Origin of the sequence: Mucilaginibacter psychrotolerans, assembly GCF_004519315.1 — a bacterium.
Lineage (GTDB): Bacteria > Bacteroidota > Bacteroidia > Sphingobacteriales > Sphingobacteriaceae > Mucilaginibacter > Mucilaginibacter psychrotolerans.
In genome coordinates this window covers 228,018-249,158 of record NZ_SOZE01000003.1, presented here as the reverse complement: position 1 = coordinate 249,158, position 21,141 = coordinate 228,018, and the positions used below count along the sequence as shown (strand labels likewise).

Annotated in this window: 17 protein-coding genes and 1 other RNA gene; 4 read left to right on the top strand and 14 right to left on the bottom strand. The window is 46.0% G+C overall.

The annotated features are described in order from the left end of the window. Nucleotides 1–99 precede the first annotated feature (99 nt). From E2R66_RS05025 to E2R66_RS05015, 3 genes are all read left to right on the top strand, one after another. Nucleotides 100–3,645 (top strand): two-component regulator propeller domain-containing protein, encoded by a 3,546-nt coding sequence (locus E2R66_RS05025; RefSeq protein WP_133227283.1) that lies wholly within the window; start codon nucleotides 100–102, stop codon nucleotides 3,643–3,645. Nucleotides 3,646–3,806: 161 nt separating this feature from the next. Continuing rightward, nucleotides 3,807–6,458, top strand: coding sequence for a DUF7133 domain-containing protein (locus E2R66_RS05020; protein ID WP_133227281.1), 2,652 nt, complete (start codon nucleotides 3,807–3,809; stop codon nucleotides 6,456–6,458). 32 nt (nucleotides 6,459–6,490) lie between these two features. After that, a complete protein-coding gene (locus tag E2R66_RS05015) occupies nucleotides 6,491–7,399 on the top strand; it encodes a hypothetical protein (RefSeq protein ID WP_133227280.1) in 909 nt (302 codons plus the stop codon). 64 nt (nucleotides 7,400–7,463) lie between these two features. Here the strand turns inward: E2R66_RS05015 and E2R66_RS05010 are convergent, their stop codons facing one another. Continuing rightward, on the bottom strand, nucleotides 7,464–8,198 hold the full coding sequence (locus E2R66_RS05010) for an AAA family ATPase (RefSeq protein ID WP_133227279.1): 735 nt from the start codon (nucleotides 8,196–8,198) through the stop codon (nucleotides 7,464–7,466). Between the two features lie 167 nt (nucleotides 8,199–8,365). On the opposite strand from E2R66_RS05010, the gene E2R66_RS05005 reads away from it, so the two are divergent. Further along, nucleotides 8,366–10,204, top strand: coding sequence for an alkaline phosphatase (locus tag E2R66_RS05005; RefSeq protein ID WP_133227278.1), 1,839 nt, complete (start codon nucleotides 8,366–8,368; stop codon nucleotides 10,202–10,204). A gap of 12 nt (nucleotides 10,205–10,216) precedes the next feature. Here E2R66_RS05005 and E2R66_RS05000 read toward each other — a convergent pair whose 3' ends face one another. From E2R66_RS05000 to E2R66_RS04940, 13 genes are all read right to left on the bottom strand, one after another. After that, nucleotides 10,217–10,702 carry a hypothetical protein gene (locus E2R66_RS05000; RefSeq protein WP_133227277.1) on the bottom strand — a complete coding sequence of 162 codons (486 nt, stop codon included), beginning with the start codon at nucleotides 10,700–10,702 and terminating at the stop codon, nucleotides 10,217–10,219. A gap of 14 nt (nucleotides 10,703–10,716) precedes the next feature. Then, nucleotides 10,717–11,637 (bottom strand): transporter family protein, encoded by a 921-nt coding sequence (locus E2R66_RS04995; protein WP_133227276.1) that lies wholly within the window; start codon nucleotides 11,635–11,637, stop codon nucleotides 10,717–10,719. A gap of 4 nt (nucleotides 11,638–11,641) precedes the next feature. Then, a complete protein-coding gene (locus tag E2R66_RS04990) occupies nucleotides 11,642–12,691 on the bottom strand; it encodes a cytochrome-c peroxidase (protein ID WP_133227275.1) in 1,050 nt (349 codons plus the stop codon). Between the two features lie 6 nt (nucleotides 12,692–12,697). Continuing rightward, a complete protein-coding gene (locus E2R66_RS04985) occupies nucleotides 12,698–13,543 on the bottom strand; it encodes an MbnP family protein (RefSeq protein ID WP_133227274.1) in 846 nt (281 codons plus the stop codon). Further along, nucleotides 13,543–14,637, bottom strand: a complete 1,095-nt coding sequence (locus E2R66_RS04980) for a cytochrome-c peroxidase (RefSeq protein WP_133227273.1) — start codon at nucleotides 14,635–14,637, stop codon at nucleotides 13,543–13,545. Before E2R66_RS04980 ends, E2R66_RS04985 begins: the two co-directional genes overlap by 1 nt. A gap of 5 nt (nucleotides 14,638–14,642) precedes the next feature. Then, on the bottom strand, nucleotides 14,643–15,422 hold the full coding sequence (locus tag E2R66_RS04975; protein ID WP_240049233.1) for an MbnP family protein: 780 nt from the start codon (nucleotides 15,420–15,422) through the stop codon (nucleotides 14,643–14,645). Between the two features lie 175 nt (nucleotides 15,423–15,597). After that, complete coding sequence (locus E2R66_RS04970) at nucleotides 15,598–15,966, bottom strand: hypothetical protein (protein ID WP_133227270.1); 369 nt, start codon at nucleotides 15,964–15,966, stop codon at nucleotides 15,598–15,600. A gap of 67 nt (nucleotides 15,967–16,033) precedes the next feature. Beyond that, the gene (locus E2R66_RS04965) at nucleotides 16,034–16,510 is read right to left on the bottom strand and encodes a TlpA disulfide reductase family protein (RefSeq protein ID WP_133227268.1); all 477 of its coding nucleotides are present in this window, start codon (nucleotides 16,508–16,510) and stop codon (nucleotides 16,034–16,036) included. Nucleotides 16,511–16,660: 150 nt separating this feature from the next. Further along, nucleotides 16,661–18,037: a sigma-54-dependent transcriptional regulator gene (locus E2R66_RS04960; protein WP_133227266.1), complete on the bottom strand. Its 1,377-nt coding sequence runs from the start codon at nucleotides 18,035–18,037 to the stop codon at nucleotides 16,661–16,663. Between the two features lie 222 nt (nucleotides 18,038–18,259). Continuing rightward, nucleotides 18,260–18,643: RNase P RNA component class A (rnpB, locus tag E2R66_RS04955), an RNA gene on the bottom strand. Nucleotides 18,644–18,765: 122 nt separating this feature from the next. Then, nucleotides 18,766–19,410 (bottom strand): peptide-methionine (S)-S-oxide reductase MsrA, encoded by a 645-nt coding sequence (gene msrA, locus E2R66_RS04950; RefSeq protein ID WP_133227264.1) that lies wholly within the window; start codon nucleotides 19,408–19,410, stop codon nucleotides 18,766–18,768. A 160-nt stretch (nucleotides 19,411–19,570) separates the two neighbouring features. Continuing rightward, nucleotides 19,571–19,804, bottom strand: coding sequence for a DUF3820 family protein (locus E2R66_RS04945; RefSeq protein WP_262710288.1), 234 nt, complete (start codon nucleotides 19,802–19,804; stop codon nucleotides 19,571–19,573). Between the two features lie 389 nt (nucleotides 19,805–20,193). Further along, nucleotides 20,194–21,117, bottom strand: coding sequence for a hydroxypyruvate isomerase family protein (locus E2R66_RS04940; RefSeq protein WP_133227262.1), 924 nt, complete (start codon nucleotides 21,115–21,117; stop codon nucleotides 20,194–20,196). Between the last annotated feature and the right edge of the window lie 24 nt (nucleotides 21,118–21,141).

Here is a 21,141-nt window from a genome sequence, read left to right as displayed (position 1 = left end):
GAAAAATAAAGGTTGCGGCAGCGTTTATTAAGCCGCCGATATTTGATATTTAACATATAAAGTTGTTATTTGAACAATTAATTAAACCGTTCCCGCCCCATGAAGAGGATTTTACTGCTGGCCTTGCTGCTTGTTGCCGGTTTTTATAGCCAAGCGCAAACAACTCACGTTTATTTCGATAACCTGGATATCAACAAAGGCCTGCCCGAATCATACGTACGTACCCTGCTGCAGGATAGTGAGGGTTACATGTGGCTCTCTACACAAAATGGCCTGGTGCGGTACGATGGCTATAACTGTAAGGTTTATAACCTCGGCAGCGATAAAATCAACACCAAATCGGTAACCAGCGTAACCAGTATTATTCAGGGAGATGATAAAAGCCTTTGGGTTGGCGTACAGGGCAACGGGCTTTTTAAATACAACAGCGCTAAAGACAGTTTCGACCAGTTTGCTTTGCCACCCAACCCAAACGTGCAATACGTGGTTGTAAGTTTGATAGACAACCAAGGAAACGTTTGGGGTCGTGCAAGCGATAATGGCATCAAGTTGTTCAAATTCGACCCCGCTACTAAAAAATATGAATTTTTTGGCGATAATCAGAAGGGCAGCAATTATATCAATGCCAAAATCATCATGGACCTGAAAAAAACCATTGATGGTAAGATATGGATAGGCACAGAAAATGGGCTGTATAATTACGTTGGGCCGGGCAAGCCGTTTAAGGGTTACCTGGTTAGTACAGATACGGCTAAATTCATCGGCGTAAATCCCGTGTACGAGGCACCGTCACAACCCGGCATATTTTGGCTAAACGTTTTCCATGGCAATAACGCGGATTTGCGGGTGGCCAGTTTCGATACCAAAACGGGCAAAATCACAAAAGAATACCGACCCTCTAAAAACCTCGATAGCGTTTACGATGCCGCTATATATTCTATTTACGAAGATAAGAAGCAACGTTTATGGTTTACAGCCGAGAAAAGCCTCTCTAAACTAGACCGCAAAACGGGCACATTCACCAATTACCTGGTAAAAGATACCGCAGTAACGGCTTTGAATGCCATAGTAGAAGATAAGAACGGCAAATTTTGGATATCCCCGCAAAAAGGCCTCCTGTATTTCGACCCGGAAACTGCCCGTTATCAATATTACGCTAGGCAGCCCAACCAGCCGGGTGCACTGCAAAACAACAATATAACCCAAAAACTAATCGATAACAGCAATATCCTGTGGTTTGGTTTATTCCATCGTGGCGTAAGTAAGCTAAGCAAAACAAAAAGCGCCTTTGAATTGGTTACGCAGAGCAACGATAAGTTCAGCAGCTATCCCGGCGGTACCGCGTATGTAGTTTCGTCTACAGCTTCACGTACGGTTATACAGAAGATTAACGGTTTATATAGCTGGGATATGGCATCCGGGCGTTTCAGCAAATTTTATAACGCGCCGGCTGGGCAAAACCTCAATCGTGCTTTGTCAGATGACAACATCTTCTATCTGGCTACTACCAACGGTTTTGTGGTGTACAATGTCGCCACTGGCGCAAAAACTACTTACCGTAACAATCCCGCCGATATCACCAGCATCCCGGGTAATTATACAGCGGCGCTTTATAAAGACCATACAGGCACCATTTGGATAGGTGTAGATGAAGGTGAAGGGCGCGGCATATGCGCCTTTGACCCGGCTACTAAAAAGTTTACCCGGTATCCGTATCACTCGGTTTATGGCAATCCTTTCACTAAGAACGACGGGGCGCTCGATGACCAGCGCGTAATCAGTATTTATGAAGACATGCAAAACACCCTTTGGGTTGGCACCAACGGAGGCGGCTTAAACCGGTTCGATCGTAAAACGGGGAAGTTTTTTTCGTACCTCAACGAAAAAAACAAAAAACTCACTTGTGTGTCCTCTATCTTCGAAGATAGGGCGGGCAGGTTTTGGGTAGGTACTTATCAGTTGGGCCTCTTTCAATTCAATCGCGTTAACGGCGTTTATACCCGCCAGCTAAACGAGCGTTCGGGTTTGCTGTACAATGGCATTATCGGTATCAAAGAAGATTCGTTGGGGCGTATATGGATTGCTACAGACCGCGGGCTCAACCGGCTCGACCCGAAAACGATGGCGCTCAGGAGTTTTAAGATTGACGATTTAGTACCCGGTGCTACACCCGCAGATTTTGGGGCATTAAACCTGGCTGATGGCCGTTTTGCATTGGCTACCTATAATGGATTAGCCTTGTTCAACCCTAAAGACCTTGATGATGACGAGTATCTGCCTATCGTACATATCGAGAGCATCCGCTACAATGCGCCCGGTGCAAATGATAGTCTGGCTAGGCAATCACTAAGGTTCGGCTTAGATAAGCTGGAGATTTCGCATAGCGAAAATAGTGTTACTTTCAACTACGTGGGCCTGCAATTCGAGAACCCCGCCGGCAATACTTACGCTTACATGCTGGAAGGGTACGATAAGCAATGGATAATGGCCGGTACCAACCGCAGTATAACGTATAATAATTTGCCGGCAGGCACCTATACTTTTAAGGTAAAAGCCGCCAACAGTTCGGGCGTTTGGGAGGAAAAAGGCGACAGTTTGGTAGTGGTGATGAACCCGCCATGGTGGTTTAGCTGGTGGGCCTGGATAATTTGGGCACTCGTTTTCATAACGCTTATCTACTATTATGTACAATACCGCTCAAAACAACTGGTTTTCGAAAACCAGTTGCTGGAAGAGAAGATTGCCGAGCGCACAGACGAATTGCAGGAGGCAAACAAGGGGCTAAGCGAGCAACAACTGGAACTAACCGCCCAACGCGATATTTTATCAAATACGGTGAATGAATTGAAATCCACCCAGCAACAACTGATACAGAGCGAAAAGCTTGCCTCGCTTGGTGAACTTACCGCAGGTATTGCGCACGAGATACAGAACCCGCTAAACTTTGTAAACAATTTTAGCGAAGTGAGCATAGAGCTTGCCGTAGAAATGAAGCAGGAGCTGCGCAGCGGCACTAAAAAAGAAGCTATTTCCCTTGCAGATGACATCGTGCTGAACCTGGAGAAAATAATTCACCATGGCAAACGTGCCGATGGCATTGTAAAGAACATGCTACAGCACAGCCGCAACAACTCGGGCGAGAAGCACGATACCGATATGAACGCCCTGGTAGATGAATACCTGAGGTTGAGTTATCACGGCTTGCGCGCCAAAGACAAAAATTTCAACTCCGAAATGGTGCTGGATTTGGATCCCGACTTGCCAAAAATCAACGTTATCCCGCAGGATATGGGTAGAGTGATGCTCAACCTGTTCAACAATGCGTTTTATGCCGTGCAGCAAAAACGTAAATCGGCGGGTCAACAATACAAGCCATTGGTAGAGGTATCCACAAGTTTATTTACGCCCCCAAAAGGCAAAAGCGAGATACGCATTTATATCAAAGACAATGGTAACGGTATCCCAGAAGCCATCCGGGAGAAAATTATGCAGCCCTTTTTCACCACCAAGCCAACCGGCGAAGGTACAGGGCTGGGTTTATCACTAAGCTATGATATCATCGTAAAAGGCCATCGCGGCAAAATGGACATGACCAGCAAGGAAGGGGAGTACACTGAGTTTACCATACACTTGCCGGTGGCTTAGCGCCTAGCTATGCGGTTTTGGGAAGAGATTATCTTCCCAGAAACCACATAGCTCACAAATACATCCGTTTTAACTGTCATTGTAACATTTTTACAAACAAAGATGGTATATCGCCTTATAAAGTTTTATATTGGCCTCTTTATCTAAAACCGGTTATCCCTATGTTGAAGTCTTCCCTCACTATTTTTTTTGCCTTGCTCTTGCTTGGCGCAATCAGGTATTTTGCACTGCCGGATTCGCAGCCGAAAATGCATAAAGCCGAAAGGCCCGCTGCCAAACCGAAATCCGCTAAAGCCAACGCCTGGCCCGAGGGTCTTACCGTAACACCTTTTACTGGGCCCGATCTTACACCAAGCCCCGCCTGCCTGGCAACCGCCCCAACCGGAGAGGTTTACGTAGGTGTGGATATGATGGGGTCCCTGGGCAAAGCTCCGGGCAAGGGCCGCATACTACGATTGGTAGATAAGGATAACGATGGTAAGATAGATGAGCATACCGAGTTTGCCAAAGTAGATAACCCCCGCGGAATATTCGTTCTGGGCGATAAGGTGTATGTGCTGCACACCATATTTTCTGCCGAAACGCAAAAGGCAACCGGCATGGACCTGGTTGTATTTGAAGATAAAAACCACGATGGTGTTGCCGATGGCCCCTCGCAGCCGGTTGTAGAACATTTAAGTAACCCCAACATGCTGGCGGAGCGCGGTACCGACCACGCCACAAACGGTATTCGCATGGGAATAGATGGCTGGATATACATTGCGGTAGGCGATTTTGGTTTTCATGATGCCATCGATCGCTCTGGCAAAAAGCTGACCATGCTGGGCGGCGGTATCGTACGCGTACGGCCCGATGGTACCGAGCTAGAGATATTCTCGCACGGTACCCGCAATATCTACGATGTAGCCATCGACCCCTATATGAACGTTTTTACCCGCGATAACACTAATGATGGCGGTGGTTGGAACATCCGTTTCTCGCACCACCTGCAAAGCGGCGAATATGGTTACCCTACACTTTTCCAGAATTTTACCGATGAAATATTGCCTGCATTGGTTGATGTAGGCGGTGGTTCGGGTACAGGTGCGCTTTTTATGGACGAGCCCACCTGGCCCGAAAAATACAACCATGTATCTATGATGGCCGATTGGGGCCGCAACGAGCTTTACATCCACCGCGTTACGCCTAACGGTGCAAGTTTTACGCAAAAACAGGAAGATTTTATCGACTTGCCGCAAATTACCGATTTGGATGTAGATGGTTCCGGTCGCTTGTATCTTTCGGCATGGGATGGTGCCGGTTATGAGGGCAGCGCTTCGAAAGGTTATGTGGTACGCGCCGTGCCTAACGGATGGACCTATAAGGCCTTTCCCGATTTGAAGGCAGCATCGGTTAAAGAATTAGCAACGTTGCTTACATCAGCCAGCGCAGTAGCTCGTTTTTATGCTTCTCAGGAATTATTGTTGCGCCCGGTTTATGAGGCGGGTGGCGCTGCATACGCCGTAGCTTCGAATACGGCATCGCCTTTATATGGGCGTGTGGCGGCATTGTTTACTTACGCCCAGCTAACAGGGCCTGGTGGCGTGCCTGCATTGGTACAACTCGCTACGGATAAAGATTTAAAAGAATTTGCGCTGAAAGCCCTCGCTGATAGGAAAGGCCTGCAAAATGTTCCGATAGAACCATTCCTCGCAGCGCTAAAAGACCCATCGCCACGTGTGCAGGCTGCCGCTATTATAGGCCTGGGTAGGTTGGGCAGGGTAGAGGCTGCTAATGCTTTGCTGGAGACTTCGGTTCCTGCATCTTTTGTAGCTCCCGCAAAAGGGACTGAGGGACCACATGCTACGCCTAATGCAGCTATTGTGCCGCCTCATTTGGCCGTACGTGCCCTTGTAAGCCTTAACGCGGTAGACGCTTGTGTTGCCGCAATCGGGACAAAAAAGTCCACCCTTGCCCTTTGGGCTTTGCGCTATATGCACGATGCTAAAGCGGTGGATGGACTGATAGCGGCCTATGGAAAAGCAAAATTGCCAAAACTGAAAGAACAAATTTTAGTAACCCTGGGCAGGCTTTACAAAACCGAAGCACCTTACGATGGCAGCTGGTGGTGGAGCACCCGTCCCGATTCGCATGGGCCTTATTATAGGGCCATCAACTGGGAATCCTCTCCTAAAATAGCCACCTTCCTCACCAGTGTACGCAATAAGGCAAACGCGACCGGCAAGCAGTTTTTTGCGGAGCTGAACGCCCGCGACCGGATGGAAATCAAAGCCTTTGGCGGCGAAGAAAAGGTTGTGGCTGCGAAGGAAGTGAAAATCGACCTCGAAAAAATCAGAAGCAAAAAAGGACAGATAGGCAAATCGTCTATAGAAGATATTATGCTGGCCCTGGCCAAACTTAAAGGCGACCCTGCTAAAGGTAAGGCCCTGTTCGCCCAGCAAGGTTGTATAGCCTGCCATAGCATCAAAAAAGGGGAAAAGCCGAAAGGGCCGTTTATGGGGCAAATAGGTTCCATCATGACGCGGCAGCAAATAGCAGAATCTATCCTGAAGCCGAGCGCGTCTATTTCGCAGGGCTTTGCTACAGTAACTATAGCGGCAAAAGGCAACAAAACCTATATGGGTTTCATCACCGGAGAATCTGCCGGAAAAATAACGATGCGCAATATCTCGGGCGATGTTTTTACGGTGAACACTGCCGATATCATTTCGCGTAAAGAGATGAAAACATCGATGATGCCAACCGGTTTAGCCAACGCGTTATCATACGACGAATTTGCATCGCTGGTTACGTTTTTATCGCAGCAGAAATAGAAATTGACGGTAAAGAATCTGCATAAAAACTAATGGAGCGTAATGATCTAGGTAAATGTGTCAATTGTGGTGCCGGGCTGCAACCCGAAACTCCAACCACTTTAAAATGCCCCTATTGCGGCAGTGTGTTAGGGATAAGCGTTGCTGAATTACCGGAACCTGTTGCAGAACTCGCCAAAAGGGGAGATGCCAATCAGGTAATGGAAAGGATGGCCACCAATGTTGCAAAAAACGAAAATCAAAACCAACGAATCACTGTAATTTTAGTTGGTGCTATTGCGTTTTTGGTGATAATAGTGGCTATTTGGGGACCGAGTGCAGACAAAAATCCCCACTACGCCTCCTTAGATTCATTGTCTATCGACACTACTGCGAAAAAAAATAAAGCAGGTGCTGATAGTAACGCGGCGGAGCAAAGGCCGTTTATCATCTCGGCATTGAAAGAGTTATCTTCTATATCCGTGGATAAGGCGACTTTCAAAAAGCTGTACGCCGATGCACGCAAAAAGCGCGACGAGTTTTCGAATAGTAAATTTATCTATGATAAAACTTCTCCGCGTTACACCAACGTCAGTGGGGTATATGCCTATATTGAGGCGCATACCACCGATTATGAGTTTAGGTTCCGCACCCAATATGTTGCCGAAAATTGGTTGTTTATCGAACGCATGACCATTAATACCGATGGCGAGAATACAGGTTTGTCGCCATCGTTCGAAAGAGATAACGGCGATGGCAAGATATGGGAATGGAGCGACGATGCAGCTTCAGACGACGAATTGCGGCTTTTCATTAATATAGCAAAAGCCAAAAAAGCAAAAATCAAATACGATGGCGAAAAGTATTATGATACCGTAACCATTACACCCAAGCAGCAGGCAGCATTAAAAAGACAATTGCAAATTTACAAGGGATTACTTTTGAAGTACGATAAGCCTTAAAACGATCATAAAGGCTTTTGCAGATTTGACAACTCTTTAAGAGTTGTCAAATCTTATGCAATGCTCACTCTTCCATTAAGTGCCTTAGATATGCTGCCGGGTTATCCAAAAACGATTTGGTGAGGTAGTAATGTTCGGTATCTTCATAAGTGGTTTCGTGCACACCCCCGTCGTCGAATTGGTAAATGGTTGCGCCTGGGTAGCAGATGAGTATGGGCGAATGCGTGGCGATGATGAATTGAGCGCGGCCACTGCGGTCGAGTTGGTTAAGTGTCGCCATAAAGGCAAGTATTCTGGCAGGTGATAGGGCTGCCTCGGGCTCATCCAACAGGTAGATACCTGCTTCGAACTGATTGTTGAATAACGCTAAGAACGATTCTCCGTGCGATTGCTGATGCAGTGGCCTGCCGCCGTAGGCCTGTAGCAGCCGGCGGTCGCTCATAGCCATTTCGTCGATATACGATGCGAAGTTGAAGAAACTCTCGGCACGCATAAAAAAACCTTCGCTTATCCTTTTGGGTGTCCAGCCAAGCTGCAGGTAAGGTGCAAGCTCCGATTCGTAGCCCTCGAAGCGGTGCCCGGTGTTCATATTATGATTGCGATTGCCGCCGCGCAGGCTGAAGCCGCATTGCTCGGCAATCCCCTCTAATAAAGTAGATTTCCCCGAACCGTTTTCGCCAACCAGAAAAGTGATATTATTTTGCAGCCGCAGTTGCAGGCCCTGGCTAAGGCTGGGTATGCCTTGCAGGTAACTACTCGGTGGTAATTGAGAGAGCGATATTCGGGATAAAAAAGGCATGGCTGAAAATGATATGCTTTACCAAACTTAGCATTTTTAAGCTGAAAAACTCCGGATATACTTCACGATGTGTTAGGGCTCAGAATTAACATAATTATCAACTTATCTTTACATCAAAGGCAGTGGCAGATAAGCCGTTGAGCCTATCTTTGCCGCTATTGAAAACTATGAAGACACTACATAAACTGATGCTGGGCTGTGCCTTGGTCATTGCCGTAACCCAAACCGCAACAAGCCAGATAAGACCCTATACTGTTGCCAATGCCCATTCGCATAACGATTATAAGAATAGTATCCCTTTTTACCGTGCTTACGAAAAAGGCTTCGGCTCTATAGAGGCCGATGTTTATGCTGTTGGCGGCAAGCTGATGGTAGCCCATAGTAAAAGCGAAATTTCTGCCGACCGTTCGCTACAGGCACTGTACCTGGATCCGCTTGCTGAAAAACTGAAGAACGCCCCCAAACGCCAGTTGCGTCTTTTGATAGAGATAAAGGAAAACTACAAAGCCGTATTGCCATTGGTGATAGAAGAAATGAAACCCTTTGCCGGGTACATCTCCTCGCCGGGGCACCCGGGGCGCCTATCCATTGTAATGACCGGGGCAGTACCGCCTGCTACAGAGATGCCCAACTATCCTGATTGGATCACCTTCGACGTTGACCATTTAGATGGTTTTACGCCGCAGCAATGGCAAAAGATAGGCCTGGTAAGCTTCCCGCTGGGCAGGTACGTGCGCTGGAACGGCAAAGGAGTGCTAAACAAAGAAGAGATTAAAAGGGTAAAAGGTGCAATCGATAGCGTGCACCAGGCTGGCAAGATGATACGTTTTTGGGAAAGCCCGGATACCAAAAGCAGCTGGCTCGCACTGATGCGTTTGGGCGTAGACGTTATTGGCACGGATAAAATAGAAGAGATGGGCGATTTCCTGAATGGGAAAGCGCGGGGCGAATACCTGCAGCCAAAAGCTTATGCCATCTACCAACCAACTTACAAATCAGATGGGGCGACTAAAAAAGTAAAAAACATAATCCTTTGCATTGGTGATGGCATGGGCCTGGCGCAACTTTACGCTACATACACAGCCAACCAGGGTAAGCTAAACATCTTCGGGATGCGTAACATTGGTTTCTCGGTTACCAACGCGGCCGACGCTTACATCACCGATTCGGCGGCTGGCGCTACGGCATTTGCAACCGGCCAAAAAACAAACGACAGGGCAGTTGGCGTGGATGTAAATGGCAAACCTTTACAATCACTGGCAACCTACAGCGCGGCTGCCGGCAAAAAAACGGCCATTATTGTGGTATGCCCCCTAACGGATGCCACCCCGGCGGCATTATATGGGCACCGGCAGGAGCGGAGCGAGAGTACCCAGATTGCTACCGATATCATTAATTCAAACGCGGATATCTTCCTGGGTGCGGGTTATAGCGATTTTACCACTAAGGTGAATGGCGTTACCGTAACAGATTTGATGCAGCAACGCGGTTACTCGGTTATCCGCAAATTCGATGATTTCCTGAATTCTTACGCTAAAAAGATACTGGCTTTGGTGGACGATAGCACAACCCGTTCAAAAATATCAGGCCGTGGCGATTACCTGCCCCTGGCCTTTAAAAAGGTTACTGCTGCATTCAAAAATCACCCCAATGGCTTTTTTATAATGACCGAGGGTTCGCAGATTGATTATGGTGGCCACGAAAACAACCTGGCACAAGTAATTACCGAGAACGCCGATTTCGACCGAATGGTAGGAGAGGCCCTGCGCTTTGCCGATCTGGATGGCGAAACCCTTGTAATCGTAACTGCCGACCATGAAACCGGCGGCCTTACCCTACTTGACGGAGACATCAAGAAAGGGTACGTTTTAGGCAATTTCAGCACCAACGACCACACCGGCACGCCCGTTCCTGTTTTTGCCTACGGACCGCATTCCGGCGATTTCAGAGGCGTGTATAGCAATACCCAAATATTCGATAAGCTATTGAAACTCATGAAAAAGTAAAGCGGTTTTGCTTTACTTTTTCATGAGTTTCATAGGCTTCATAGAAGTAACAGGTTTAATATTAAACTTCTGTAGATAACCGTCAGACTCGTTTAATACAGCAGTATAGATACTGTCCAGTTCACGTATCTTTCTGTTTTCACTGTTGAAATATTTCACCGCTTCGGCGTTTGTTTTTCCGTCTACATCGGTTTTGAAATTCTGCATCCATTCGCTCATCCTATCATCAGCCTTATTAAGCTTTTTAATTAGCAAGTGAATTTGCTGAAGTTCAGCCGTTGTATCAAGCGCAGGCTGTTGCTGTTTAAATTTGGCCAGTCCATATTTCGCCAGCGTATCTAACTGCATTTTATTATTCATGGCTTTTTCGCTGCCTATCATGATCTGGTCATGGTGGTCAAGCACTTGCTGGCGCACTATCTTATAATCTGGTTCGTTTTTACAAGCGGAAAAGGCAAGGGTGGTTACTATGAGTAAGTATTTGATTTTTTTTTTCATTTTAATCTTCAAAGTTAAAAAGCTAGCGAGAAATGTACCATTAAGCGGTTACCGGCGCTCACCCGGTTATTGGCTAAATGCTGCGCGGCTACATTTTGGTAATTCGTGCCAGCCGAAAATCGACTGAAATTAGCTTCCAGCCCGCCGATAAGCGAAAGTACGTGCCCTCCGGAAACATCTACCGGGAATTTATTACTTTCCACATCTTGCTGCGAGGTTTCATATAATAGCCCCGCATTAGGTGCTATTGTTATTTTGTTGAATAGGCGAAACTTATAATATACCAAAGCGTTGGCGGTTAATTTGTTCCCGTAACGGTAATTGTATTTGTTGTTTGTATTGATCTTGTAATTGGCGTTTACATTAATACCAAAATCCATCAGCCGTACGTCATAAGCGGCATTCAGCGTAAAATCGGTACTGGCTGTACCTAATTGAAAGTTATTGGGTGATTCTGATACTACCAAACGTTCGCCTGGCTCATACTTACCGGTTGGCGCTTTAATACCGGCACCTACCCACAATGATTGTACAAGTAATTGATCACTCACGGTTGAGCGGTGGCTGAACAGGTTATAATAGCCCATCACGGCAATATCGCCAAGGCCGGTTTTAGAACCGTTGCCTGTTTGTGCAACACGATCATTGAAATTGTAAGGCACAAAAGCCAGCACACGGAATTTGGTACCGATATTCCAGCCACCCCAAACTTCCACACTTTGGTAAGTCTCGTCTGTGGTTATCGGTGTGCGTTCGCCAAATGGCCCTAAATGTGCGCGCAATGTTTTATGCTGGTAACGCAAACCAATAAATCGTTTTTGGTATTCGGGCAGAATACCCAGGTAGTAACTACCCACACCACAGCCGCAAATATCGCAGGCTAAAGTGGTGTAGCTACACAGCGTAAGGAAAAATAAAATGAGGTATCTTTTCATGGTTTTATTGTTCGGCCAGGTCCTTACGGGTTACAAAATCCGCATCTTCCAGGGTTTTTAAAAAAGCAGTTAGTTTGGTTCGGTCATCGGCAGTAAGGCTAATGCCTAATTTCCCGTTCTGTTGTAATAACGGATCGAGGTTTACCGTTTGCTGTAGCTCAGCATTATAGTGGTCAAATACACCGTTTAGCGTCAAAAATCGCCCGTCGTGCATATACGGTGCGGTGTAGGAGAGGTTACGCAGGCTTGGCACCTTAAATTTATAGCGATCTTTCTCCTGAAGTGTAGCTGTGTACAGCCCCTGGTCTTTAATGGGCGATGGAGCCAAACCGTTGTTACGGAAAGTGCCATCTGTAAACAGCGGTTCTTGATGGCATGAACTGCATTTAGTACGGAACAGCGCATAGCCGGCCTGCTCATCTGCCGTGAAACTTAGCCCACCCTCATTGCGCATTACTTTATCATATTTTGAGTTTGCGCTGATACACATCACCATAAATTGCGAGAGTGCTTTCAAAAAACGGGTAGTATTAATTTCCTCCGTACCAAAGGCAGCTTTAAACATAGTAGGGTATTTTTCTACGAGGCGGAGTTTTGTCATTACGTTATCCAGGTTCTCATCCATTTCTTCATGCGTGGTAATCGGGGCAATTGGCTGCAAGTCGAGGTCATAAATTCCGCCGCCCCACATAAATGCCTTATTCCAGGCAAGATTCATTATGGGGGGCGAGTTGCGTGTACCCAAACGGTCATCAATGCCGTGGCTCACATCATGGCCGTGTTGCGTAAAAGCCGAGGACTGGATATGACAGGACCCACAAGAAATGGTATTGTTACGCGACAATCTTGGCTCATAAAACAAGCTTCTGCCCAGGCGAAAACCCGCTTCGGTTACCATGTTGTTCTCCAGTTTGTAAACCGGGCTGGGGAAATTGGCGGGTTTTTGAAACCCCAAAAAGTTGCTTACCGTTTCTTTGATCTGCGCTTCCTTTGTACAAGCATACAAAAACAGGCAAAAGCCGCCCATCACCATCCAAAAAGTTTTATTTTTCATCGCTCTTTAGTTTTCGGTGTGGTCATGCTTGAAAAGTTCAGTGAGGTTTGTGGCAATGTTTACACTGTAATCGCTGAACATTACATTAGGGTGAGCCGCTATGCTGAAACTGTTCTTACCGTTAAAAACTTTAATGAGATCTACAAACAGGTGCACGTTGCTCTGACGATCTTTACGCACCCTGGCAATACCTGCCGTAGTGAGATCCACTGTAATGTTTTTAACATTGTTAATGGTTGGCGCGGAATAACCGCCAAAACCGCCTATGTGGTATTTAAACTGTTTTTTACCCGTAGGGTCACCATTTACGTCGTCTGAGATCACGCTGGAACTGCCTTCCATCTTAAAGAAAATATAACCGGAGTTCCAACCCCAGTACATACCATCTTCCATGCCCCCGGCCGGATCCAGTACGCCCGTACGCTTACTTATATCCATGGTGCTGCGCAGGCTGTCTACACCCAGCGTAAATGTTAGTTTTGTGTAGTCGCCTTCAGGCACTTTTACCTTGGCAAAGCGGGTAGCCCGGTCGGCGCCTTTGATAAGGAAATAACTGCTGTCCTGTTTCACTGTATAGGTAGTACCATCGGCTTTGCTCACCTTGATATTACTGATAAAATACTGCACCAGCGAAACGGTAAATTTTTCACCTACGGCATTGGTATAAGGGCTGGTGGCATTATTAAATGATAGCGTTTTCTCGCCTACAATATTGTCGAACTCAACCGAGAATGGCGCGAGATTGTCTTCCTGGTACTCGGGCGTTACATCCGATTTTTTAGCACAACTGCTGATGCTCAACAACAGCAGGCTGATGCTACTTAGGCAAAATATGTTCTTTAGTGTTTTCATTAGTTGGGTTTACTAAATTTTTGATTCTTTATAAAATCCGTGTCGGTTAATGCCGCTAAAAAAGCTTTAATTGCCTGCATTTCCTTACCGGAAATGGGTATGCCCGCCTGCCTGCCATTTTGAAAAAGAAGAGCGTCGGTAGTGGGCGAAACCTTAATGTTGTTTTGGTAATGAGCCAGCACCTCATCAATGTTTTTGAAACGACCGTCGTGCATATAGGGCGCGGTCAGCATAACATTGCGCAGCGTGGGAGTTTTAAATTTACCCAGGTCGGCCGGGTTATTTGTAATGCGCAAACGCCCCATGAGGATCCTTTCCAAAACATCATTGGTAAAGTCATTGTCAATGCCATTGTTATGATAACCATTATCAGTGAAAAGTTCACCAGCATGGCAGCTGCCGCATTTACTTTTTACGAGCGATAGTCCCAGTAATTCCTCAGTGGTTAGGCTTGTACCGCTTTCCTTTCGGCTATAACGATCATACCTGCTGTTGCCCGAAATCAGCGTCCGTTCAAATTGTGCAAGTGCTTTTACAATAGCCGCCGATTTTACTTCGCTGTTAAATGCCGATTTAAATTGCTGCACATACGCGGGTACTTGTTTTAGTTCTGCTTCTAAAAGCGTAAGGTTCTGGTGCATCTCATCTGCACTGGTTAAGGGGCCGAAAGCCTGCGATTCGAGATTGGTGGAACCACCGTCCCAAAACAATCCATTATTTGCCCAGGCCAGGTTGATAAGGGCCGGTGCATGGCGCGGCAATATCTTTCCAGATTCGCCTATATTGTTTAGTGCTGCGGCATCGCTGAAAGCAATGTCCTGCCGGTGGCAAGAGGCACAGGAGAGCCGGTTGAGACCCGAAAGCCGGGTGTCATAAAACAGCATTCTGCCTAATGCAATGCCTTCCCTGGTTAAGGGGTTATACGGATCATTCATTACCGCCGGAAAATTGGCAGGAACGGAAAGCGAGACCGGGTGGGGGACAACCACCGGATCAGTACCGGCAACCTCTCCCTTTTTACAGGAGAAGGTTGCCAGCGATCCGAATAACAACAACATGGCGGTAAAACGCTGATATGCGTCAACGCTGCTCATGTTTTTTAATTAACCGATTTAACTGTAAATACATTGCCCGAATAGTTAGATGCTACAGCAGTCATTACTGTTGCTTGTGCGGCTCCAACAGTAGGCGTGGTCATGATATCTACACCATCAGTTATTTTGGTAACATCAGCATTTACTAATATAGTAGTTGCTTTGCCTGAACCAATGTGCAATGTTGACGGTAGGCTGAGGTTTACCGCTTTATAATTGGCATTCAGCCCGGTCTCTACAGCTAATGTTTTAGTAGTTGCACCTTCTGTAATTTTTCCTTTGAGGGATGAGAAAATATAAGAGGTTGCCCACATCCAGGATATGTTGGTCATACCATCTAATTGATTTAGCTCACCTGCCTGCAGGCTTAAGTTGTCATTATACTTTGAATCTACACCCACATAAAATTTAACAGCCTTGTAGTCGCCGGCAGGAATATCTGTAAGCGATATGCTTTCGCGCTTGTTGGCAGGATAAATATGATCGCTATTGGTTTCTGCGGCATTGTTTTCTTCTACCAGGTAGTAAGAATTTGGTACGGCATATTCAGAGCCGTCGGTCTTAACCAAAACTACATTACTTACCCAATACCGTAGTTGCGTAAAGTTCCATGTTTTGGTACCTATGGTAAAATCTTTGTTTAAAGCAAAATCTGTTGTGCCAACAATAGCGTCAAGCGTTAAAGTTGTTTTACCTGAGGTTTCTACTGGTTCAACGTCGTTGTTTTTGGTGCAAGAAGCAAGTAAGATGGTCGATAACGATATGATCGATAAAATTTTTTTCATGATGAATAAATACAATAGCGGAAGCATGCCTTTGCAGCTTCACGTTAAGTTAAGTGAAATAAGGTACCGCCAAACAGGTATACCCGTGTAAGTAATAGTTAAATGATAAACGATAGAAATACGCATAGAAAAACAGCCCGTGCAAAAAACACAGACCATCAATAGCGCATTTTACTTACACACGTGGAGGCTGAAAAATAGATGAGGGCTGGTCTGTTATGCCAGGTGTTAATGAAGGAGGATATTCAGCTTTGATGACTTGAGTAAGCAAAGTAAGCGTTAAAGGTTCCGCCGGGAGATTTTCCTGGTAGCGGCTTTTTTGTTCTTGCTGTTCTGCTTTTTTTTCCTTTTCCTCGGTCTGCTTAAGCTTTTTCATCAGGTAGCAGCGACCGTTACAATGCATCCAGGGCTTGGATTTATTAACACAAAGAGATTTAGAAATATACTTTTGGTTGAGTTCGAAACCTGCATAAACAAAGTAGGATGAACAGTATGAACCGATCAACGAAACAAGCAGGCAGAAGGCTGTTAACCGTTTTAGCATATCTTTTGCAAAGATAAGGCTTTATGAAATATGCCGCAAGTTGAATATTTTTTATTAACTGAAAGTACTAGTCTGCATTTAACAATGAAAGCAACTGCTCATAAGTGAGTACTTCTTTATATAATTTCCATTCCCTTTTACCCGGCCATACCACTAAAGTTGCCGGTAGCGAACCTGTCCAATTTTTATTGATCGCAGGCAGATAAATGGCCGGCGGTTCATTCATTAGATATATTTCGCCCCCCAGGTCATGTTTTTCAACAAAAGTGCCTATGTTTTTGAGTCCCTTATGATAATCATCTGTACTAACAAAAATAACTTCTAACGGTTTGCCAGATAACTGTTGCTGTATTTGCGCAAATACTGGCAATTCTTTGATACAAGGCTTGCACCAGGTTGCCCAAAAGTTAACAATATAGGTTGTGTCATGGCCTTGACTTAGGCGACGTGTTAACTGCCCGGAAGTAATTAATTTAACTCGTTGCGCGTGGCTGTGAATGGCACAAACAAACGTCAATAACAACAAAATGATTATTTTCTTCATTGCAAATTTTACGTCGCCCCCTATGAACTAACATTGCTGTTTACGCACAAATAGCCAAAATAATTTTACAGGCTATTTAGCTAATAAACCGGGTTTGAAGGGCCGCTTTTTTCAGTACTAAAGCAAGCCGGAGAATCCTTTGCGCATGGTTTATTCTCCTCGTTTCAACCCGAACTTCTCAATTTTACTATACAAGTGGCTGCGCTGAATATCGATATCATCGGCAGTTTTAGATACGTTCCAGTTGTTTTTTTCGAGTTTGAATTTGATGTATTCGCGCTCGGCAAAATCCTTATATTCCTGAAAGTTGGTAAACTGGTCGAAATCTGTTTGAGGCGCAGCTGCTGCAGCCACTGCAGTGACCGGCGCGCTAGGGTTGGCAAAAGCCTTTACGTCAGCATCGGTAATGGTTTTATCACTTAGGATAATAAGACGTTCTACCATGTTGCGAAGCTCGCGGATGTTGCCCGTCCATGGAAGGGATTTAAGCGCTTCGAGGGCTGCATCAGATATCCTTTTGGTAGGCATGCCGTATTCATTGCATATTTCATCCAAAAACGATTGGGTAAGCAGCGCAATATCATCGCGGCGTTCGGTAAGTGGCGGTACGTGTATCAGGATAACGCTGAGGCGGTGGTACAAGTCCATTCGGAAGTTGCCGGCCTCAATCTCCTTCAACAAATCTTTATTAGTTGCCGCTACTACGCGCACATCCACGTCTATCTCTTTTTCGCCGCCTACGCGGGTTATTTTACTTTCCTGCAAGGCGCGCAACACTTTGGCCTGTGCGCTTTGGCTCATATCGCCAATTTCATCCAAAAAAAGCGTACCACCGTTGGCCGATTCAAATTTACCGATACGTTGTTTGATAGCAGAAGTAAACGAGCCTTTTTCGTGGCCGAACAACTCGCTTTCTATCAATTCTGATGGAATGGCCGCGCAATTCACCTCGATGATGGGGCCATTGCTGCGGTTAGATTTTTCGTGCAGCCAGCGGGCTACCAGTTCTTTACCAGCGCCATTGGCGCCGGTAATCAATACTCGGGCATCGGTAGGGCCCACACGATCTATGGTTTCTTTTATTTTTAAAATGGCTTGCGATTCGCCCAGGATGGGTCGCACTTTCGATGCCTTGCGTTTGAGTACTTTGGTTTCAACAACCAAACTACCGCGGTCTAAAGCGTTGCGTACGGTGATTAGCAGGCGGTTAAGGTCTGGTGGTTTGGAGATAAAATCGAACGCACCTTTTTTGCTGGCTTCTACGGCGGTTTCTACTGTGCCGTGGCCCGATATCATGATAAAGGGCAGGTCAGGTTTCAGGGCTAAACCCTCGGTAAGCACTTCCATGCCATCCATACGGTTCATCTTTATATCGCACAGCACCAGATCGTAGTCGTTTTTACGAATAAGTTCAAGGCCATCTATGCCATTATCTACATCTTCTACAACGTAGTCTTCGTATTCCAGTATCTCGCGCAACGTGTTGCGGATAGACCGCTCATCATCAATTATTAGAATTTTTGCCATGTGTTGTTAAAACGTAGTTCTGGTAGATATGTTTGCGGCTAATATAGAAATTGTATAGAATATTAAACAGTTTATTGGTGAATGGTTCATTAAGTGAGTGGTGAGTAGTTGATTTGGTGAGTGGTTTATGCAAGGGCTGCATAGCAGACACAACAGGCAACCACTCACCATGCAACTCAATCAACCACTAACAAAAAAATCCCCTCCGAAGAGGGGATTTTCATCAGCTGCAAACCTGTAAGCCGGGTTCTGTGTTCCCCCGTAAGGGAATTCCTATCATTAATCTGGCCCTGCCGTTGCCGGCAGGTTCAATCAACCTACCCATTCTGACGGCCCCGTAGGGCGGCGGGAGCGAGCAGCTCCGCTTTCAGAACCTATTTGGTTTTTCAACTCCTGAGGTTTACCGCAATCCCGGTCGCCCGGAAAAGCCGTGAGCTCTTACCTCACGTTTTCACCCTTACCCCGAATAAATTCGCGGCGGTATATTCTCTGTGGCACTTGCTGTCGCCCGCTGTGGGCGCCTTCCCGTTAGGAAGCAGGATGCTCTATGTTGCCCGGACTTTCCTCCGCCCGCTAAGCGCAGGCAGCGATAGGACGTTTTGCGGGGGTAAAGATACTGATTATGATTTCACCGATGAGAATTGATTACACCGATTTATGTGCAGATATGCGAATGATTTATGCCTTTACATTTTTTATCTGAAATATGCACATTTGAAATCTGCACATTATTTCGCAAACTCCGGTTTCAAATACGCTTTCATCGCTTTGCGCATCTTCATCACCTTGGGTTCTGAAACGGAGCCGATGTAAGGGTTTTCCTTGTGGATGCGGTAATAACCCTGGTGGTATTTTTCGGCCGGGTAGAATACCTTAAACGGCACCACCTGTGTAACAATTGGGTTTGAATAGTGGCCGGTTGCATTTACCTTCTTAATAATTGCGTCGATAGTTTCCTTTTCACCCGCTGTGCGATAAAATGCGATGGAACGGTAATCAGTACCTTCATCGGGTCCCTGGCGGTTAAGCGTAGTTGGGTCGTGTGAGTATAAGAATGCTTCCACCAGTGTAGCATAGCTGATTACCTTAGGGTCGTAGTACACCTGTACGGTTTCGGCATGGTTGGTTGTGCGGCTGCTAACCTCTTCGTAAGTAGGGTTAACTGTATTGCCACCAGCATAGCCGGATACCGTTTTGCTTACGCCTTTCAGTTCGCTCATGTTTTCCTGCATGGCCCAAAAGCAGCCTCCGCCAAATGTGGCAACAGCTTCACCAGGTGCCGGTTTTGGTAACACCGCCATGCCTTTTGGCTGGCCGTTTGCGCATCCCAGGAATAATACCACCGATGCTACATATAATGCTAATTTTTTCATGTGTTGTTTTTTACCTCTTTAGTAGTAATAAACGTAAAATCCTTACTAAACGGTTAGAGATTAGTGGCCGGAGAATAGAGATTAGGTATGTTATGACAAACTACTGACTTCTCAAAGGAGGAACTAAAGATTAAAAAAACATTCCCCCTCTTATCTTTAATCATCTCTTACCAGCCTTTATCATCCAAAGTAACTTATCCAGTCCGTTCAGTTTAATCTCGTAGGTAGTGCTCATCAGCATGCCCAGTTTGCCCGGTGGGAAGCCTTTTCGCTGCATCCACTCCAGGTAGCTGATGGGGATGTCGCATATCAGTGTATCCTTATACTTGCCAAAAGGCATCTTGGTCTTTACAATATCCACAAGTACTTGCGGGTTGGCTTCTATGTTTTCCACAGCGTAAAAATAGGGAAATTAGCTTCCGATATCGATTTTGTTTACGGTTGAAAAAGCCTAATGATGGGTGTGTGCTTTTAGCCAATCCTCATTCAGAGCTTTCGACGTATAATTCCAAATTAAATCTTTGACTTGCGATAGTTTCCTTCTGATGTAGATTACATCTTCTTCTTTTCGGTATGAAACAGTATAATGCGCTAACACCCGAGCCAAATTTTTATAAAACACCCCATTTACTTCTGTATTTATTAAACCTCTTTGGTCATCATATTTTAATGGCGCGAACTGCACATAAGAGTTTTCGTAATAGAAAATACAAGCGCTTATAATGGCCACTAATGTAACGGAAAAGATAATTCTCGTCCTCACCCGGATTAAGTTATGGATGTTTACATAAAATTATCTGCTTCGCGATAGGCTTTTATCAGGGCAAGCTCTCCGTCTTTACCAGGGCCAGCGGTGCCATGCTCCATACCCATTACCCCGCGGTAACCTTTATTGTAAATATGTTTGAAGATGTTCTTGTAGTTCATCTCGCCGGTGCCGGGTTCTTTACGGCCGGGGTTATCGCCAATTTGATAATAGCCAATTTCGTCTATAACCAAATCAAGCGTGGGGATGATATTGCCCTGGTTGCGTTGCACGTGATACATATCGTACAATAGTTTGCAGCTTGGGCTACCTACTGCTTTGCAAATGGCGTAGGCCTGGTCGGGCGTACGCAGGAACAGGTCGGGGTTATCGCTCAGGGGTTCCAGCACCATGATGATACCATGTGGCTCCAAAATCGCTGTGCCCTTTTTAAGGGCCTCTATCACATGCCCGGTTTGCACGCCGATGGGCAGCTTGCGGTCGAAATCGCCGGGCACTACTGTAACCAGTTTGCTGTTGATGCGTTTGGCAACTTCTACCGCCTGTCTGCACGATTTGATGAAGTTATCCACATGCTCCTGCTTTCCCGATGCCAGCATATTGCCATCGTTGCTTAGCCCCGGCTGCACAAAAACACCCATTGCCATGCCTAATTTGGCCAACGTATCGCCAATTTTCTGCTGCTGCTCAACCGGGCGACCGCTCATGCCGTTGTCTTCTATAGCTCGGAAGCCTTGGTCGTAAGCAAATTTTATCTGCTCCACAAAATCGTCGCCCGCATGGTTCTTGAACATGCCATCGTGGATGCCATAATTCAGATTAAAGGTTTTACCTGCGGCGGACGGTTTAACTTTTGGAGCAGCAGCCGCGTTTAATAGGCCTCCGCCTAACAAGGCGCTGCCGGCCAATACCGAGCTTTGTACGAAATTCCTGCGTTTCATAAGGGTTTATTTTGGAGCAGCAAG

Coding starts and splice junctions, on each gene's coding strand:
- E2R66_RS04975 (WP_240049233.1), bottom strand. CDS start 15,422: ATGAAAAAAATTTTATCGATCATATCGTTATCGACCATCTTACTTGCT.
- msrA (WP_133227264.1), bottom strand. CDS start 19,410: ATGAAAAAATTAGCATTATATGTAGCATCGGTGGTATTATTCCTGGGA.
- E2R66_RS05000 (WP_133227277.1), bottom strand. CDS start 10,702: ATGAAAAAAAAAATCAAATACTTACTCATAGTAACCACCCTTGCCTTT.
- E2R66_RS04960 (WP_133227266.1), bottom strand. CDS start 18,037: ATGGCAAAAATTCTAATAATTGATGATGAGCGGTCTATCCGCAACACG.
- E2R66_RS05010 (WP_133227279.1), bottom strand. CDS start 8,198: ATGCCTTTTTTATCCCGAATATCGCTCTCTCAATTACCACCGAGTAGT.
- E2R66_RS04990 (WP_133227275.1), bottom strand. CDS start 12,691: ATGAAAAATAAAACTTTTTGGATGGTGATGGGCGGCTTTTGCCTGTTT.
- E2R66_RS05015 (WP_133227280.1), top strand. CDS start 6,491: ATGGAGCGTAATGATCTAGGTAAATGTGTCAATTGTGGTGCCGGGCTG.
- E2R66_RS04940 (WP_133227262.1), bottom strand. CDS start 21,117: ATGAAACGCAGGAATTTCGTACAAAGCTCGGTATTGGCCGGCAGCGCC.
- E2R66_RS04995 (WP_133227276.1), bottom strand. CDS start 11,637: ATGAAAAGATACCTCATTTTATTTTTCCTTACGCTGTGTAGCTACACC.
- E2R66_RS05005 (WP_133227278.1), top strand. CDS start 8,366: ATGAAGACACTACATAAACTGATGCTGGGCTGTGCCTTGGTCATTGCC.
- E2R66_RS04970 (WP_133227270.1), bottom strand. CDS start 15,966: ATGCTAAAACGGTTAACAGCCTTCTGCCTGCTTGTTTCGTTGATCGGT.
- E2R66_RS05025 (WP_133227283.1), top strand. CDS start 100: ATGAAGAGGATTTTACTGCTGGCCTTGCTGCTTGTTGCCGGTTTTTAT.
- E2R66_RS04985 (WP_133227274.1), bottom strand. CDS start 13,543: ATGAAAACACTAAAGAACATATTTTGCCTAAGTAGCATCAGCCTGCTG.
- E2R66_RS04980 (WP_133227273.1), bottom strand. CDS start 14,637: ATGAGCAGCGTTGACGCATATCAGCGTTTTACCGCCATGTTGTTGTTA.
- E2R66_RS05020 (WP_133227281.1), top strand. CDS start 3,807: ATGTTGAAGTCTTCCCTCACTATTTTTTTTGCCTTGCTCTTGCTTGGC.
- E2R66_RS04965 (WP_133227268.1), bottom strand. CDS start 16,510: ATGAAGAAAATAATCATTTTGTTGTTATTGACGTTTGTTTGTGCCATT.